The organism is Veillonella parvula, from assembly GCF_042850485.1.
GTDB lineage: Bacteria > Bacillota > Negativicutes > Veillonellales > Veillonellaceae > Veillonella > Veillonella parvula_Q.
In genome coordinates this window covers 2,091,596-2,109,113 of record NZ_AP031417.1, presented here as the reverse complement: position 1 = coordinate 2,109,113, position 17,518 = coordinate 2,091,596, and the positions used below count along the sequence as shown (strand labels likewise).

General features: G+C 39.5%; 18 protein-coding genes. 15 read left to right on the top strand and 3 right to left on the bottom strand.

The window, feature by feature from the left end:
* The first annotated feature begins 327 nt into the window (after positions 1-327).
* From hydF to ACGHIY_RS09620, 8 genes are all read left to right on the top strand, one after another.
* The gene (gene hydF / locus ACGHIY_RS09655) at positions 328-1,593 is read left to right on the top strand and encodes a [FeFe] hydrogenase H-cluster maturation GTPase HydF (protein ID WP_195213403.1); all 1,266 of its coding nucleotides are present in this window, start codon (positions 328-330) and stop codon (positions 1,591-1,593) included.
* 207 nt (positions 1,594-1,800) lie between these two features.
* A complete protein-coding gene (locus ACGHIY_RS09650; RefSeq protein ID WP_004694397.1) occupies positions 1,801-2,322 on the top strand; it encodes a DUF4446 family protein in 522 nt (173 codons plus the stop codon).
* A gap of 9 nt (positions 2,323-2,331) precedes the next feature.
* Positions 2,332-3,288 carry a M23 family metallopeptidase gene (locus tag ACGHIY_RS09645; RefSeq protein ID WP_008714564.1) on the top strand — a complete coding sequence of 319 codons (957 nt, stop codon included), beginning with the start codon at positions 2,332-2,334 and terminating at the stop codon, positions 3,286-3,288.
* A 129-nt stretch (positions 3,289-3,417) separates the two neighbouring features.
* On the top strand, positions 3,418-3,996 hold the full coding sequence (locus ACGHIY_RS09640) for a cob(I)yrinic acid a,c-diamide adenosyltransferase (RefSeq protein ID WP_004694402.1): 579 nt from the start codon (positions 3,418-3,420) through the stop codon (positions 3,994-3,996).
* A 29-nt stretch (positions 3,997-4,025) separates the two neighbouring features.
* Positions 4,026-5,165, top strand: coding sequence for a hypothetical protein (locus ACGHIY_RS09635; RefSeq protein WP_390525775.1), 1,140 nt, complete (start codon positions 4,026-4,028; stop codon positions 5,163-5,165).
* 83 nt (positions 5,166-5,248) lie between these two features.
* Positions 5,249-5,626, top strand: a complete 378-nt coding sequence (locus ACGHIY_RS09630) for a GerW family sporulation protein (protein ID WP_004698027.1) — start codon at positions 5,249-5,251, stop codon at positions 5,624-5,626.
* Between the two features lie 280 nt (positions 5,627-5,906).
* Positions 5,907-6,365, top strand: coding sequence for an OmpH family outer membrane protein (locus tag ACGHIY_RS09625; RefSeq protein ID WP_004698051.1), 459 nt, complete (start codon positions 5,907-5,909; stop codon positions 6,363-6,365).
* 88 nt (positions 6,366-6,453) lie between these two features.
* Positions 6,454-6,975, top strand: coding sequence for a nitroreductase family protein (locus tag ACGHIY_RS09620; RefSeq protein ID WP_390525520.1), 522 nt, complete (start codon positions 6,454-6,456; stop codon positions 6,973-6,975).
* A gap of 163 nt (positions 6,976-7,138) precedes the next feature.
* Here ACGHIY_RS09620 and ACGHIY_RS09615 read toward each other — a convergent pair whose 3' ends face one another.
* From ACGHIY_RS09615 to ACGHIY_RS09605, 3 genes are all read right to left on the bottom strand, one after another.
* Positions 7,139-7,426, bottom strand: coding sequence for a cupin domain-containing protein (locus ACGHIY_RS09615; RefSeq protein WP_004694414.1), 288 nt, complete (start codon positions 7,424-7,426; stop codon positions 7,139-7,141).
* Between the two features lie 233 nt (positions 7,427-7,659).
* The gene (locus ACGHIY_RS09610; protein WP_119563120.1) at positions 7,660-8,325 is read right to left on the bottom strand and encodes a hypothetical protein; all 666 of its coding nucleotides are present in this window, start codon (positions 8,323-8,325) and stop codon (positions 7,660-7,662) included.
* A 1-nt stretch (position 8,326) separates the two neighbouring features.
* The gene (locus ACGHIY_RS09605; RefSeq protein ID WP_004694418.1) at positions 8,327-9,283 is read right to left on the bottom strand and encodes a DUF1858 domain-containing protein; all 957 of its coding nucleotides are present in this window, start codon (positions 9,281-9,283) and stop codon (positions 8,327-8,329) included.
* A 394-nt stretch (positions 9,284-9,677) separates the two neighbouring features.
* Here ACGHIY_RS09605 and sfsA point away from each other — a divergent pair, with 394 nt between their 5' ends.
* From sfsA to ACGHIY_RS09570, 7 genes are all read left to right on the top strand, one after another.
* Positions 9,678-10,943, top strand: coding sequence for a DNA/RNA nuclease SfsA (sfsA, locus tag ACGHIY_RS09600; RefSeq protein ID WP_390525519.1), 1,266 nt, complete (start codon positions 9,678-9,680; stop codon positions 10,941-10,943).
* A gap of 222 nt (positions 10,944-11,165) precedes the next feature.
* On the top strand, positions 11,166-11,969 hold the full coding sequence (locus tag ACGHIY_RS09595) for a hypothetical protein (protein WP_390525518.1): 804 nt from the start codon (positions 11,166-11,168) through the stop codon (positions 11,967-11,969).
* 170 nt (positions 11,970-12,139) lie between these two features.
* Positions 12,140-14,608 (top strand): DNA gyrase subunit A, encoded by a 2,469-nt coding sequence (gene gyrA / locus ACGHIY_RS09590; protein ID WP_390525517.1) that lies wholly within the window; start codon positions 12,140-12,142, stop codon positions 14,606-14,608.
* A 78-nt stretch (positions 14,609-14,686) separates the two neighbouring features.
* Complete coding sequence (locus ACGHIY_RS09585) at positions 14,687-15,058, top strand: hypothetical protein (RefSeq protein ID WP_004698032.1); 372 nt, start codon at positions 14,687-14,689, stop codon at positions 15,056-15,058.
* 383 nt (positions 15,059-15,441) lie between these two features.
* A complete protein-coding gene (locus ACGHIY_RS09580) occupies positions 15,442-15,645 on the top strand; it encodes a hypothetical protein (RefSeq protein WP_390525516.1) in 204 nt (67 codons plus the stop codon).
* Positions 15,646-15,919: 274 nt separating this feature from the next.
* Positions 15,920-16,240 (top strand): hypothetical protein, encoded by a 321-nt coding sequence (locus ACGHIY_RS09575; RefSeq protein ID WP_390525515.1) that lies wholly within the window; start codon positions 15,920-15,922, stop codon positions 16,238-16,240.
* 66 nt (positions 16,241-16,306) lie between these two features.
* Complete coding sequence (locus ACGHIY_RS09570; protein WP_390525514.1) at positions 16,307-17,434, top strand: RNA-directed DNA polymerase; 1,128 nt, start codon at positions 16,307-16,309, stop codon at positions 17,432-17,434.
* Positions 17,435-17,518 lie beyond the last annotated feature (84 nt).

Genomic DNA, 17,518 nt, shown 5'->3' with positions numbered 1-17,518 from the left:
AAAGCAAAAGCAAAAGCAAAAGCAAAAGCAAAAGCAAAAGCAAAAGCAAAAGCAAAAGCAAAAGCAAAAGCAATAGCAATAGCCGTAACACCAACAATAATAGTAACGATAATAGTAACAACAATAACAATAATAACAGCTATAGCAATTGCAATAGTCGTAATAGTAATAATAACAATCTGCAGTAAAAGTGTAGTCTACGGGCTGCGCTTTTACTGTATTCTAAAGAGATTATAATAAATAATATGATAAGTTATTAGATAATTTATCAGAAGCTTTATAATATATTTTGTAATATATGTGAAGGTTAAGTAACAAGGATAGGTTATGGAACAAACACCTAAGGCAAACCGCATACATATTGCCTTTTTTGGCCGTTGTAATGCTGGTAAGTCTACATTGATCAATATGTTAACTGATCAGCCTGTATCGTTAGTATCCGATGTGGCAGGGACTACAACAGATCCTGTAAGCAAAGCTATGGAAATCTTACCACTTGGCCCTGTGGTGATTACTGATACTGCTGGTATAGATGATACAACTGAATTAGGTGCATTGCGCATGGAGAAAACCGAAGAGGTCGTGAAAAAGATTAACTTGGCTGTTTATGTGCTTCGCACCGATGAAGAGCCAACCTCCGACGATATGCACTGGTTAGGTCTTTTGAAACAAAATAATGTACCTGTTGCACTTTTCATTAATGAGATTAATGCGGTGCCAAACAATTTAACGGAGTCTAAAGCTAGTATAGGCAGAGATATACTGGGAGAGCGTTATATAGCAGATCATACGGGTTTATCTGAATTGGTTACTGTCATTGGCTCTGCTGACTTCACATCTGATGCGAAACGATTAGAGTTGCTTGATCTACTCGGTGGGCTAACACCACTTGATGTAGAAGGGGAGCAAACTCTTTTACAAGGTTTAGTTGAAGAGGGGGATACAATCATTCTTGTATGTCCTATCGACAGTGCCGCACCAAAGGGGCGACTCATCTTGCCACAGGTACAGACTATCCGAGAAATTCTCGATCATAAAGGCTTAGCTTTAGTCTGCCAAACAGAAGAATTACCGGCTATGATTCACTCGCTTAAGAATCCCCCTAAAATGGTAATCTGTGATTCCCAAGCATTTGATCGGGTTGATGAGTTGACACCCGATTCGATTCCATTGACATCCTTTTCTATTTTGATGGCGCGGTTCAAGGGAAAATTACAGGATTTAGTAACTGGTGTTAAGGCTATTAAGAATTTGAAAGCTGGTTCCAAGGTACTTATCAGTGAAGGTTGTACACATCGTCGTCAATGCGATGATATTGGGACTGTAAAAATACCTAATCTTTTAAAAAAGCAAGGCTATACAGATTTACAGTTAGAATTCACTAGTGGGGGAGCATTCCCTAAGGATGTATCACAGTATGATTTGATCATCCACTGTGGTGCTTGTATGTTAACACGCCGTGAGGTGTTACGTCGTATAGAATGCGCTGTTGTACAAGGTACACCCATTGTAAATTACGGTGTACTCATAGCAGCTCTACATGGTATACTAGAACGAGCAATAAGCCCATTTGTTGACGAACTAGAGGGCTGATAAATAGCCTAATAAATAGCATTGTAATATGTATGTAACACATACATTTAGATATACATTACATACTTGCTATATAAATTGTTATATAGATATCGTTTATCTATATTAGATATATTAAATTAAATTGCATGCAGTCATTTAACTTTCACAATTGGAATGGTATAATTAACTGTTGGAGTTTTGATGATTGTATAGGAAGGAAAATACATGTTCGAATCGATTCAACCGTGGATAGGCATGGTTACCATCGTTCTTGTTATAGTGTTATTCGTATATTGTGTAATCTTACACATCCGCTTAGGTAGCTTGAAAAAGAAATACGATTTCTTTATGCAAGGGGAGCATGGTGCGAGCCTAGAGCGTAAATTATCTGTAGAGGTCAGTGAAATTCGCGATGCTGCGAAGGGCCTTGAGTCCTTGTTATCCGAGCAAGTGGCAATCCGCAATATTCAGAGTAATACGATACAAAAAATTGGCTTTATTAAGTATAATGCCTTTGAAAATATCGGAAATGATTTGTCCTTTGCGCTTACCTTGCTAGATGGCAACAATAATGGTATCTGTATCTCTAGTATTTACGGTCGTAGCGAATCTCGTATTTTTAGTAAACCTATTGTGAAAGGTAAAAGTTTAGTAAGTCTTTCACAAGAAGAATTAGAAAGTTTGAACGAAGCGTTGGGTGAGCGTACTAATGAGGAAGCGTTGACGAGCGCTATCGTTTCGAAATAAGGAAGTTTTATGTTGAAAATACCGGCATTCATTTCAAACAAAGTTGAAAGAAATGGTGACAACTGCATATTGACATTAACTACCAAGCAAGCGAAACTCGTTGCCATTATTGGTTCTGTAGTATTGGTCTTGGCATTGGTACTCGGTATTTGGGGCATCGTGCGCCAGGCTGAGGTTGTGCAATTACGTCAACAAACGCAATTGCAATCGGAACAGTTAAAATTGTTACAACAAAAAACAGAGGTTCTGGATAAGAAAATCCAAAACTTAAATCAAATTAGTGAAGAGAATAAGCAAATGCTGAAGGGCGCTGAATCTGGCACACCAGCTCAAGGTGGCGGGGATGGTAGCGACCCAAAGCAGGAAGCCGCTGATAATAGTGAAGCACAGACGTTAACAGCGGCACAATTATCGGCTCGACTATCCAAAATGGATAAGGAAGCACAAAAATTGCTTGTTAGTTTCTATACGATGCGCAATATCCTTCGCGATGGTGGCGCACAAGATTTGATGGCATTACAATCCATCAACTTCTCCGCTGGTTCTGGTGGTGCTGTGAATAGTACGACACCTAGTATTTGGCCAAGTAAGGGCGTTATTACATCTCCATTTGGTAGCCGTGTTGACCCTGTTACGGGTGCTATTGGTGCATTCCATGAAGGTATCGATATTGCCGATGACTATGGTTCCCAAATCGTGGCTACTGCGGCAGGGGTGGTAACCTTTGCAGGGTATACAAGCGGCGGTTATGGTAACCTCGTTGAAATCGATCATGGCAATGGCTTTGTTACCCGTTATGGCCATAATAGTGCCGTATTGGTAACGGTAGGGATGAGCGTGAAACAAGGTCAAACCATAGCCTTGATGGGTAGTACTGGTAAAAGTACGGGTGCCCACGTTCATTACGAGGTACGCCTTAATAATACGCCTGTAGATCCTATGATTTTCTTACCAATTAGCAATTAGAAATATAAAAGCTTATATAAGACCTAAAAAGAACTTGTTATGCGTGCATATGCGCTCATAGCAAGTTCTTTTTCTTTCCTTTTGTATATATATATTGTAAAATAAAAGTATATGAATGGAGGTATATCTATGAAGGCCTATGTACAAGTTTATACCGGCGAAGGCAAGGGCAAAACAACTGCCGCAATCGGCCTAGCCATTCGTGCCATCGGCGCTGGCAAGAAAGTCCTCTTCTTACAATTTATGAAATCTAAAGTATATAGTGAGCATACTATTTTACCTACCTTAACAAATTTAACATTAGAAACTGTGGGCAAGCCATTCTTTATCATCAAAGAAGGCATGAAGAGTAAGGATGAACTTGCTAAATGGGGCGATGAAGTCGTTGTCTTTGAGTCTGGTAATCCTCCGAAGGATTATGTAGCTCTCATTGAAAAAGGCTATGAACGTGCACTCGCTGCTATCAGCAGTGGTGAGTACGATCTCGTTGTACTTGATGAGTACAATATGGCTCTTTTCTTTGAACTCATTACATGGGATAAAACTAAAGCTTTACTCGATGCTCGTCATCCAGAAACAGAACTCGTATTTACGGGCCGTGGGGCTCCTCAAGAATTAATTGATGAGGCCGATCTCGTAACGGAGATGAAAGAGATTAAACATTACTACTTACAAGGCGTAATGGCTCGAAAGGGCATTGAAAACTAATCATAGGAACACCTAAGGAGGTGATGTGGTTGAGTACAGTGGCTATTGTGGCCCTCGTTATTGTGGCCATCATTGTAGCACTCATCTTGACTATCCTACTGGCACCAATCACATATAGCATCGAAATTGATGGGCGGACGCCATATCGTGGCGAGCTGCGTATCAAATGGCTGTGGCGCGTATTTTCACTCCACTTAGCGTACATTCAAAATAAACCATTTTTTAAGGAATTATACGTTTTAGGTGTACTTAAGATCGGTCCTGTGAAAGACTATGAACAATGGCTTGAAAATCGTGTAGATGAAGAATATCAAAAGGTAATGGATGATGACGGCGACATATCACAAGCAGAAGCTTTTGCAAAGGCTATGCAAGGCGGCGGACAAGGTCCAACTGCAAGCTCTAGCGGCACAAGCTTTGATGACTTGAAGAGCGCCCAAGGCTCCGATACAAGCTTTGATGATGACGAATCACCAGGGGCGGGGAGCGCACCTAGGGCAAAGGAGCGCATTGAGCGACCTGATGCGGCATCTAAGGATATGGATGCACAAGCTCGTGCTGAGCGGTATGATTCGATACAACAAGATCCAACGGCTCATATTCAAGATGATGATGAAGTAATAAGTCATGTTACTTTCAATAGTGACGGCTCTATCAAGGAAAAGGTCTTTACAAAGGTAAATGATATTAAAACGACTGTGAAACAACGTTTTGGAAAGCCTGATCCCAATGATCCGGTAGCATCATTCAAGTCTGAAATTCCTACATTCTGGTTCATGAAACACTTGAGAAATACGGAGTTGTGGCGTCAGATATTCCTTGTGTCGAAACGATGCTATAATCACTCTAAACCACGTGATATGGCTATAGAGGGCCGATTTGGTATTGGTGATCCGTATCGGATGGGGCTTATTGCCTCTATGTTGTATAGCATTTGGCCTGAGCAAGCAGAGTCTATTGAGATAGATTATGTGAACTGGGTAGCTGAAGGTAGCGGCCATATTAAAGGTCGTATGATTCTTGCCGTATTGGCGTGGTATGGTACTAGATTCTTGGTATCTAAACCTATGCGTTCCCTATTGGGTGAAAGTGCGCGTGTCTTCTGGGTTAAACGGAAGGAAGCAAAGCAGCTAGAAAAGCTAAAAGCCGAACAGGGTCAAACAGCGTAAGGATATATAAAGTCAATTGAGTATATGAGCTGTATTATTATAGCTATAATAATAATACTTTCACAAAAAGCGGAGGTACTGTGATGGAGAACAGTAATGTAAAAGAGAATTTGGAAGTCCTATTCGAGAAGTTTAAAAATATGATTAAAGTGGAAACTGTAGTTGGTGAAGCTGTGCAAATCGGCGATACTACGCTCGTTCCATTCGTTGATGTAACCTTTGGCTTCGGTACTGGTACAAACCATTGCACAGCCAACAAAAGCCAAGAATCTGGCGGCGGTGGCGGTGGTGCCAAAATGGAACCAAGTGCAATCCTTGTTATTAAAGGTGACCGCATCGAATTGTTCAACATTAAGGGCAATCCTTACAGCAGCAGCTTTGATCGTCTTATCGGTTTGGTACCTGATCTTGTATCTAAATTGAAATCCGATAAATACATCTATTTAAATGATGAACAATAATTCGGTGAATAATAAACCATAATTTGATGACAAATCATAAATAATTGGTGAAAGCCGAAATGCCCACATGTGTGTTCTGAATATGTCTGTATCGACTGCTTTAAGGGTCTCAGAGTATGCTTGTGGGTATTATTTTAAGTTCTAATAACTTTCATAAGTAGTTCATAGGCCTTTATTATGCTATTTATCATAGTCTTGTGAAAGTTAGCAAGATTTGTTATAGTAAAAATAGTACACTATTGGATTGTATAGTGACACTTTTAATCGAGGAGGATTTCAGATGAAATTATCTAAAAAATTGACTACCTTAGCTATCGTTGGTGCTATGTCTGCTACTGCTGCAGTAGCAAGTGCTGCTAACATTGGCTTAGTAAATATGAGCCAAGTAGTAAATAGCTACCCTGGCTACGGTGCATTAGATATGAAAATGCAACAAGTAGACGCTCAATACCGTCCACAAATTGAAAAAAAAGTTCAAGAAATTGAAAAAATTAAAGACTCTGCACAAGCAGAAGCAGAATTCAACAAAACTGTAGCTCCATTGCTTCAAAAAGAAAACGAAGAAATCAATAAAATTGCTCAACCTATGATGCAAGCAATTCACAACACTGTTGAAGCTATTCGCGTTGAAAAACAAATGGACGTAGTATTGGATGATCCATACACAATTCGTGCTGCTGACGCTAACAGCAAAATCGAAAACATTACTAACGAAGTAATTAGCCGTCTTAAAAAATAATAAGTACAAAACCCCCTAGCTGAGGTATCAGCTAGGGGGTTATTTATTAAAATACATTTTAATAAATCCGATAAAGGAGTGAGATTTAATGAAAGATTTTAAAGCGTTAGCCACAGAGCGGTATTCAGTTCGGAAGTTCGATGCTCGACCAGTGGAGCAAGAGAAGGTAGATATGTTACTCGCAGTTGCTCGATTAGCACCTACGGCGCATAATTATCAGCCACAACGACTGCTCGTGTTAAATACAGAAGATAGCTTAAAGAAACTAAAAGATTGCACTAATGGTCACTTCAATGCACCGTTAGCAATTATCGTTTGTTACGATAATACGGTGAGCTGGAAGCGAGAATACGATGATACAGATATGGGGGGTGTAGATGCTAGCATTGTGGGATCCCACATTATGTTTACCGTAGCCGATATAGGTTTAGGCACAACGTGGATTGCTCATTTTGATCCTGCTAAAGTACGCAAGGCATATAACTTGCCTGATAATATCATTCCTGTAGCCATCTTCCCAATTGGTTATCCTCATCCAGACTGTGTTCCTGCACCGGGCCATACAAAACGCTTTGATGTGAGTGAATTTACAATCTATAATTCCTTTTAAAAGGATGCTCTTTAGATTATGTATTATTCTATGGGTATTTAATAACTATGGATATAACTGAACCAATAAATAGCTATATAAAACCTAATAATTATACTATTTCTATTTAATATATACTCCATATAAAAAGGACAGTTGTTTGTATCAACTGTCCTTTGGTATTTTATTCTGGTTTATGAATGAGGTTTACAACGAATTCGCTGTCTTCTACGAGTGTAGCTTGGATGTAGTTGTCGCCGTTAAATTCCAATACTTGGCCTGGTACAAGTACATGCTCTTCAGTTTCATTAAGGAACACTTGTACTTTACCTTTTACAACTGTAAAGATGACATTAGCTTCAGGGTGGTTATGTTTTTCCACCTTTTCACCAGCCTTGCCGCCTTTTTTTACGATTACATAGTTAGGACCTTGGAATAATAAACCTAATTCTTGATTAACTGTGCCTGCCATAATGGACCTCCTAGTTCTAATTTTTATATTGAAAGTTTAATGTAATACATACTATGTTGTATATCTATCTTATAATTGTATTATAAATGATATTGTTTATCAATTCTGTGCTTATGGCTACAGTTTCGAAAATAGTTAAGCTATTGTATAATTTATATAAAAATAGGTATGAAAAAAGGAGCGTAAGTTACGCTCCTTTTTCAGTACATATATCTGAGAGTAGATAGTTTATATTATTTTTTACGAATGGTATATAAACGTGTGCCATTTTCTTCTGTCGTTACAAGTTCAAATGCTGGATCGATAGCTTTTACAAAGGCCTCGAACCATGTTTGGTAAGCTAATGCCATGAACTTAGGGTCAACGCCCGCTGTACGCCAGTAGCCTGCTTGTAATCTGTGGTCGCCAACCCAGGTAAATTCATCTGGGCTTTCAGAAACCACTTGGTCACCACCATCGCAAGGCATGCCATTTACGTAGAAGTTTTGTAACGCATTGTAAATCGCTGGTGCAGTGTGTTCTTCAAGGTTATCTTGAGCCACAACGCCACATGCTTGGCCTTGTACTGCAAAGGCATCTAGAATAGCGGTTACTACGTGTACTGCTTCATCGCCGGAATTTGTGTCGAGCATATCTTTGATGAAAGCTGCTTCACGAACGGAAGCAATGTTGATTTGGTTAGCTAACCAGCCGTGAATATTGCCATGGTCGATGATATTTTCCAAGGGAATGCTTGGATTAATTGGCTCGCCGTATGTATCTACGGAGATGGAGTGTAGTTCCTCCGCCAAATCATCAACAACTTTAGAAGTTTTTTCTAAAATCAAATTTTCACGCTCAACGAGCAATTGAATTTTGCGATATAACCAGTAATGGATGTGACCTAAGAATGCGGACATATTAAGCTCCTTTTCGTGCTGTTTCTAATTTCTCTACTAAATCGTATACATTAAAACCGTGGATTTCTGCGGCTTGCCATAATGGCTCAGCTGTTGCAGATGGGCAACCTAAGCAGCCCATACCAATACCTTGTAATACAGGTACAACATGTGGGTAGGTTTCAACGATGTCGCGAATAATTGTGTCTGGAGTGATAGGGGAACCTGCTTCGAGACGTGGTGCTTCTACTTCAGGATCGTTACCTTGACCAGGCAAGAACACAGCTGGTTCTTCGGATTTGCTTTCAGCTGGAGCCCCTTCAAGGTCGCCCAATACAGCTGCTTTGAAAGCCTCTAAACCAATGCGGTCGATGAATTCGCCCATGCGTTCGATTTGTGCGTTTTCTTTATAGTATGCGATGATTCGATCAACTAATGCAAGAGCTTCTTTTTCTGTTTTAACTTCTGCGATGAGGTCGCCGATGCGAGGATGCGCACCGCCGCTACCGCCAGCGTATACATTCCAACCATCTACAGTACCGATAACGCCCACATCTTTCATGCGGCTTTCAGTACAAGAGTTTGGACAACCGGACACACCGATTTTCATTTTACTTGGCATTTCAAGAGATAAATATTTGCGTTCGATTTGCATGCCAAGGTGTACGCTGTCTTGTTTAGCGCGTTTACAGAAGGTAGTACCTGGGCAGATTTTTACGCTGCGCACGCGGTTGGACACAGTGTATGCTGGCTCCATGCCAAGCATTTCCCATGCTTTATCTACGTCTTCTGCTTTCAAATTCGTAATCATAATGCGTTGGCTGCCAGTTAATTTGAGAACAGCGCCGAACTCATTCGCTACGTCGATATATTTTTGTAATTGATCTGGTTGAATGAAACCTGCAGGAACGCGAGGTGTAATTGCATAACGGCGTTGACCGTTTTTTATGCGTTGTAAATTTGCTGCAATTTGTGCCATATTAAATCCTTTCTCGAGCCCTCTCTGCGGAGAATAGTGGCTAAAACTACTTAGTTAATCTATAAAACTCTTTATATATTAATTATTTACGCCCTAGGGTTTTGTGAAAGCTTCGCACATATATACGGACAAGTGGGATGAGATCAACTAGGCGATGCCTCATCAAAACCCGGCGTAATGATCAGTATGGGTATTTAGAATACTGACCCGACGCTCTTAGTATAAACCATTTTAACAAACAATAATGTAACTCAAGCTACAAAAATAGAACTTTTTTAATATTAATTATTGATTGTTTACTAACTATCATTATATACGATACTGTTTACAGATGAAACCCAAGGTTACATATCGTATAATAGACATATAGAGTGTTCTTGATGTAGGAGAAACGATGAAAGTCCTTTACGATACTATTTTAAAAGCAACATACATAGGTCGCCCGAATCGTTTTGTGGTGACTTTAGATTTGAATGGTGAAAGTGTACTCGCTCATTTGCCAAATCCTGGTCGCATGTGGGAGCTCTTGTTTACGGGGGTAACGATGTACATCGTGCCTCACGACAAGCCGGATGCGAAGACGAAATACCGTGTGGTAGGTATCGAGCGCGATGGCGTTGTTATCATGCTCGATACAAACTACAGCAACGATGTAGCGGAACATTTGATTGAAAATAAATGTATCCCTGGTTGGGAGGAGTGGCGCGTAGTGAGACGGGAATATACGGTTAAACTACATGGCACATCATCTCGATTTGACTTGCTCCTCACCAATGATAAGGGGGATGAGTTTTTACTAGAGGTTAAGTCGTGTACCTTGTTCTCTAAGATGGGAGCCATGTTCCCTGATGCTATTACAGAGCGAGGCCGCAAGCATTTATTGCATCTGAAAGAATTACAAAATGAAGGCTACCACACGGGTGTTCTATTCCTCGTACAATGGGATCAAGCGCAGTGGTTCTTGCCAGATTATCATACGGATTTGGAATTTGCTAAAACCTTTAAAGAGGTGGCACCTTCATTAGATTGGAAAGCTGTGGCTGTGGCGTGGGATGAGACTTTCACCATGCCTACGGTGACACATGAATGTTCCTATCCAAGTAGTATCCTCGACACAGAGGCTCATGATAGTGGTGTGTATGTGATGGTCATGTACCTCAATCACGACCTAGATCTCGAAATCGGGTCTAAAGGGATGATGCATTTCAAACCTGGTTACTATATGTATGTTGGTTCCGCGAAGGCAAATTTAACGAAACGCATTGAACGTCATAAACGAAAACGGAAGAAAATGCATTGGCATCTAGATTACTTCCGCGGTCACTGTGAAATGATAGCGGGCTTGCCGATTCGTACTAGTGGGCGGCCGCAGGCTATGACAACTTCTGCTCAGGAACGGCGTAAAGGTAAACTCTCTGACGATGATTCCGCTGCTCGTGAAAGTGCAGATGTAGATCTAACCAAAATCGACGTAGAATGTGCTCTTGCTGATGCGGTGCGAGCTATTGCGGAATGGAATGTACCGAACTTTGGGTGTAGCGACTGTGACTGCAATAGCCATCTATTCGGAATGAGCGAAAATCCGATACACAATCAATTCTTTATGAATGTAATAGAAAATTACAGGATGAATATGCTAGATGAACTAGTTAATAGGTAATTATTATTGATGGGGCCCGAGAACTATATACGTAATTAATTAAAAAGTGCTATTACCTATCTCTTCGCTCCATAGTGACCTAAGTCGCTCATCAATAGGTAATAGCACTTTTTAAAACACTAGCTATAGAGGTGTCCCATCAATAATAATATAGTCCTATCCATAGTTATCCCAGCATATTCATTCTATAGTTTCTACAAAGAGAGAGGGGAGGTTTTGTGTATGAGGTTGTTTAGGTATGTGTTGTTAGGTATCGTTGGTGTTTGTAGTGTTGTGTTGAGTGGTTGTTCTTTCATTTGGACGACGGAGAATGGTGATCCTGCTACACCAGAGGATATCAAGTCTAGCGTGGAGAAGGAGTTTGCTGCTGTGCATCCGAATCTTGTTCTCCAGTCGTCTGTGGTGGAGAAGGAGAAGCCATTCCAGCGAAATGTGTATGTGTTTTATGATGAAAGTAATGGTATTTCCTTTACTACAAATTCTGTAGTCAAGCGGCCAACATTGCCGGCCCCTGGTGGCGAGCGAAAAAATGATGCGGATTTTGCGTATTCACAAGCGTATTTAGTTCATTTGAATGGTTCGTTAGTGGAACGTGCTAAGCAGTATGGCATACGGATGGCGACGCACGAGGAAGCCTTGGAGCTAGCTAAGTCTAAAGCGACACGTGTAGCAGGTACTAATAAGATATCTCTATTCACATATGATGAGATTATCTTTGTAGACGAATCTGTAAAGGGTGGAGATATTCTAACCTTTATGAAATCTATATATAGCCTGTATAAACCGCAAGACAACCCAGCGTTATTGCACCCTCGTTCTGATAGAAGCGTAGGCTTTTATTATCTACCAAAAGGAGAAGCGGACAAAACAAAAGCTAAGTATTTGATCGCCTTTCGATTTATGGCAAAAAATGATTGGAAAGAAACCATGCTAACAGGTATTGGTAGTACTGGTAACGACACTTCGGCTGTAGAACGAGATTTTGTTAGCATTTTAGATCATATGATACAACATGCGGCTCATTGAATAAGAGATAGAGGTTACTATATTTTATAGAATTAATTACAGCTATGCAACAGTTGTACAATTGGGCCATGTAATGGGAAGGAACTTTTACAAAATATAGCGTTATATACGCAAAAATGCTATAATTATATGATGAATTAGTATCAGTGTTAGTAAAATGAGGTGAGATTGTGGCAGACCAACAATGGTCCCACGGGAATATTCATCCCGTTCAGATTGATAAAGAAATGAAGAATGCGTACATCGATTATGCAATGTCCGTAATCGTTATGCGTGCGCTTCCAGATGTGCGCGATGGCTTGAAACCAGTACATCGTCGTATTTTGTATGCGATGCACGAAACAGGCATGACGCCAAATAAACCGTACAAGAAATCCGCTCGTATCGTCGGTGACGTACTCGGTAAGTATCATCCACATGGTGATAGATCCGTTTACGATGCGACGGTTCGTTTGGCACAGGATTTTAATACGCGCTACCTTTTGGTTGACGGTCACGGTAACTTTGGCTCCATCGACGGCGATAGTGCCGCTGCGATGCGTTATACCGAAGTACGTATGGCGAAGATTACAACGGAAATGCTTGCCGATATCGACAAGGAAACTGTTGATTTCATGCCGAACTATGATGAAAGCTTGCAAGAACCAACTGTATTGCCAGCGAAGATTCCAAATCTTCTCATCAATGGTTCCAGTGGTATCGCCGTAGGGATGGCGACAAATATTCCACCACATAACCTCAACGAGGTATGTAATGGCCTAGCGATGCTCATCGACAATCCAGATGTGACGGTAGATGAATTGATGACCGCTATTAAAGGTCCAGACTTCCCGACTGGCGCACTCATTTTGGGCCGAGAAGGCATCAAAAAAGCGTACTCCACAGGTCGTGGTAGCGTTAAAATGCGTGCTCGTGCAACCATCGAAGAGATGTCCAAGGGCAAGCATAAGATCGTAGTGACTGAGATTCCGTACCAAGTGAATAAGGCTCGTGTCATTGAAACCATTGCGAACTTGAGCCGTGATAAGGTCATCGATGGTATTACAGCACTTCGCGATGAATCTGACCGCCAAGGTATGCGTATTGTTATTGAATTACGGGCTGACGTGCAACCAGACATCGTACTTAACAAATTATATAAACATACTCAACTTCAAGAAACATTCGGCGTGATAATGCTAGCTCTCGTAGATGGCCATCCTCGCGTATTGAATTTGAAAGAAGTATTGGGTTACTACTTAGATCATCGTCTAGATGTTATCGTACGCCGTACTCAATTCGAGCTTAACAAAGCCGAAGCACGTGCTCATATCTTGGAAGGCTTGTTGATTGCCCTCGACCACATCGATGAAGTAATCGCTACAATCCGCAGTTCCCAAACTGACGAAATTGCACGCAATGCATTAATGCAAAAATTCGGACTTTCAGAGAAACAAGCGGTAGCCATCCTCGACATGCGTTTACGCCGTTTAACAGGCTTGGAACGGGAGAAAATCGAAGAGGAATACAAGGAATTATTGGCATTGATCGAAGATTTGAAAGCTATCTTGGCTAGTGAAGCACGTCAACGTCAAATCATCAAAGACGAACTTGATGACATGAAGAAAAAATACGGCGACCCTCGTCGTTCTGAAATCACCATCGATACGTCCGATCTTGATGTGGAGGACCTCATCGCTGACGAAGAAATGGTTATTACCTTGACGAAACAGGGGTATATCAAGCGCATGAATGCGAACGTATATCGCAACCAACATAAAGGCGGCGCTGGCGTTATCGGTATGAAGACGAAGGAAGACGATTATGTAACGCAAATTATGCATGTGCGGACCCATAATACATTGTTATTCTTCACATCTACAGGCCGTGCATATCGCCTCAAGGCGTATGAAGTGCCGGAAGCAGGCTCTCGCAACTCTCGCGGTACCGCTATGGTTAACGTATTGCCACTCGCGGTAGGCGAATCCGTTACGACTATGATCGACCTTGAACGGGTCCATGAAGATGTAAATTTATTCATGGTCACTGAGTTCGGCGTTGTAAAACGTACAGCTATTGAAGAATATCGCAATATCCGTCGTTCTGGCCTCAATGCAATTAACCTCGACGAAGGCGATCGCTTGATTTCCGTTAATGTAACGACTGGAAACCAAGATATCTTGATTGGCACTAAGTTGGGTATCGCTATTCGCTTCAGCGAGCACGATGTGCGCCTCATGAAACGGGCGGCTCACGGCGTGCGCGGTATTAAATTGAATGCAGGCGACGTAGTTGTAGGCGCTGGTGTTCTTAATACTGATGAAAGTGAAGCACAAGTGTTTACTATCTCTGAAGAAGGTTTTGGTAAACGCAATGATGCGGAAGCTTACACATTGCAAAAACGCGGTGGTAAAGGCTCTAAGAACTTTAAGATTACGAACAAAACCGGCGATGTAGTGGCCGTAGAGGTTGTTCATAATGATGATGAAGTTATGCTTATTTCTGAGCAAGGCAAAATCATCCGCTTCAATATGAATGACATCGCTGTGAAGAAGGGCAAAGCTATTTCTGGTGTGAAAACACAAAATCTCGATGAAGGTGATAAGGTAGCTAGTATTGCTGTTATTCCAGGCGCTGAAATCGAAGAAGAAGTAGAATAATATAAAACACTATATAACGATTAAGTAACCATGGGCGATCATCTTAGATGGTCGCCTCTAGTGTTAAGGAGTTTAAAAATGAAAAAATGGTTAGCTGCTATGTTTGCAGCAGGAGTTTTCTTTGTAGGTGGCTTTGGTCAAGCTAGTGCTGCTGACTGGTACTATATCGATGCTGATGCTGACGATGCGGCATGGTTTATTGACAACTCTTCTGTATATAAAACAGATGATGCGGCTACAGTACTTGTTAAAATTAACAATGTAGAAGGCTTTACATATATCTACACAGTACGAATCGATCGCAAAGAAAAAACATGGACAGAACTTGATACAACAGTATATAGCAATGCTGGTATAGCATTGTTATCCAGTAAACAAGCACAAAAACCTACGAAAATTGAACCGGATACCATGGGGGCGGAAGTTATGCAGGCCCTATGGGGTAAATAATCCAACAATTTAATAGAAGCTGATATTCGCTCTGTCTATTTAGATACTCAGAACGTATAAGTAGCCCCGAACTATCCTGAAAGACTCCATAGTGACCTAAGTCGTTTTCAGAATAGTTCGGGGCTTTCTATATTATTAGTACTCTTACAGGGCAAATATCAGCTTTCAAATCCGTTGGATTATTTAATCCCATCGGACTTTATTAGACGATGTTACGGGAGTGGAAATCTTATGTTCTTTATGCATTAAATAGAGTTTTTATTAGCATTTTGCAATTATGATGATATAATGAAATTGTATGAAAATTATATGAATAGTTAATTGAAGGTACAGTAATGTACAGATAGAAGAGAACAATTATAAAAAATGGTTCTCGTGCTATAGTGCGTTTAAAATTAGTAGAGAATATTGGGGAATATTCCATCTATACTGCAATATTTGATCGTGGAGCTAAATATGCACGTCTTACTGACGCTTTGTCTTATAATCAACAAGGTAATCTAGAAGAATCAGAAGCTTATGATGATATGAATGTTGAAATCGAAGAGGGCAGTAATCTAGATCACGTGTATCACTTGATTTGGTAAATTTCCTCTTTAGTTTTAGAAAACGAGATATATCTCTACGTCCTCCAAAGCGAGCTAAGTCGGCCTACGAGATATACCCCGTTTTCTTCTAATCCTAATGGGGAAATTTACGATATTTGCGTTCGGGAGAAAGATTCCAATATGCCGTTTTTAGAAAGTAATTAATTTTAATGAAGAAGAATGTAATTCTTTAAAGTTTTACGTAGAAATAAGTTTTATTGAAAGTCGTATTTCTATAATATAATTTATATACCAATGTGTAGCTAAGAGGTAAATGATGGAAAAATCATATTTAGAACATATGGAAAGTATCACATCTGAAGCGTTATATCGAGGATTACTTGGATATGGATTATTTGGAGAGAAGATACCACCTATTTTTTCTTCATTTGATTTTTATCAGTGGTGTATAGAACATCCTAATCTATTGGGTAACTCAAAGCGTAGTGAGTATATTTATTATGAATCGATTCGTAATGTGAATATACCTAGACAGCTAGGTTTACCAGAACCTTTTTCCTATGCATGCTTATGTAAAGTTTTATCAGAGTATTGGGATGGGGAGCTTCAATCTTATTTTAGATTAAAAACATAGAATCATAATTATAAAATTAGTAGAGTACATATTAGAAAGCTAGAAAATAGTGATGCAATATTTGAAATGAATTATAAAAAAGAGAGTGAAGATGGAGATCCTATAAGAAGGCTATCTATTGGTAAAAAATATGTAGTAAAGAGTGATATAAAATCATGTTATCCAAGTATATATAGTCACGCACTTAGCTGGGCGTTGGTTGGTAAAGAAGAAGCGAAAAGAAGTTCTCGTGATAATGCACAGTGGTTTAATAAAATAGATCAATGTGTTAGAAATGTTAAAAATGGTGAGACTAATGGAATTCTTATTGGGCCCCATACATCAAATATTTTATCTGAAATAATTTTAGTTAGTGTTGATGATAATTTATATAGAGCTGGGTATAAGTTTATTAGAAATATTGATGATTACTATTGTGTAACAGAAACATATGAAGAAGCAGAATCTTTTATTAAATCTTTAGTATTAGAGCTTAAAAGCTATAATTTATCTGTAAATCAATCTAAAACGATGATTTTAAATTTACCATTGACATCAGAGAGTGAATGGGTTCATGTTTTAGGTGTACCGCCTTTAGTAGGAAAATTTGGAGTCGTAGAGATACAATCTGTTAAGGCTTACTTAGGTCAAGCCCTTCAAATTATGCAAAATAATAATGGTGATGCGGCACCTATTAAATATGCAATAAAGGTATTAAAATCGTTAAATGTAAGTAAAAAATCAAAGGATTATATTGTTGATACTATATTACATTGGGCTATAATCTATCCCTATTTAATACCATTACTTCATGATTTTATTTTTGATTGTTATGACGTACCTTTAGAGTTTATTGGAGAGTTTATATCTATACTCTATACAGATTCTATTATTAGAAGGAATGATGAAGGTGTTGCATATGCTTTGTTTTTCTCTATTAAATATAATATTGAGATAGAGTCTTTTAATATGGATAATTTGTTAAGAGGAGACTGTATTTGTAAGTTACTATCTTTCTTGTACTGCAAAAAGTTTGGGCATCATGATGCACAAAATACTTTAAAAGAACATGCTCAGAGATTAATGGAGTTTAATTTTAATGAATATTGGATTTTTATTTATGAAATACTAAATCAGGAAGAGTTGAGGGGAAGAGGTCTTTGGAGTAATTTGAAAAATCAAGGAATATCTTTTATTAAAAGTGAATATAGGTAAAGAAATGAAATTTAATTAGCGTATCAACTGTGATTAGTTCTATGATGACTATAGGTCAAATCATTATTCTCTTATTTTATGGTA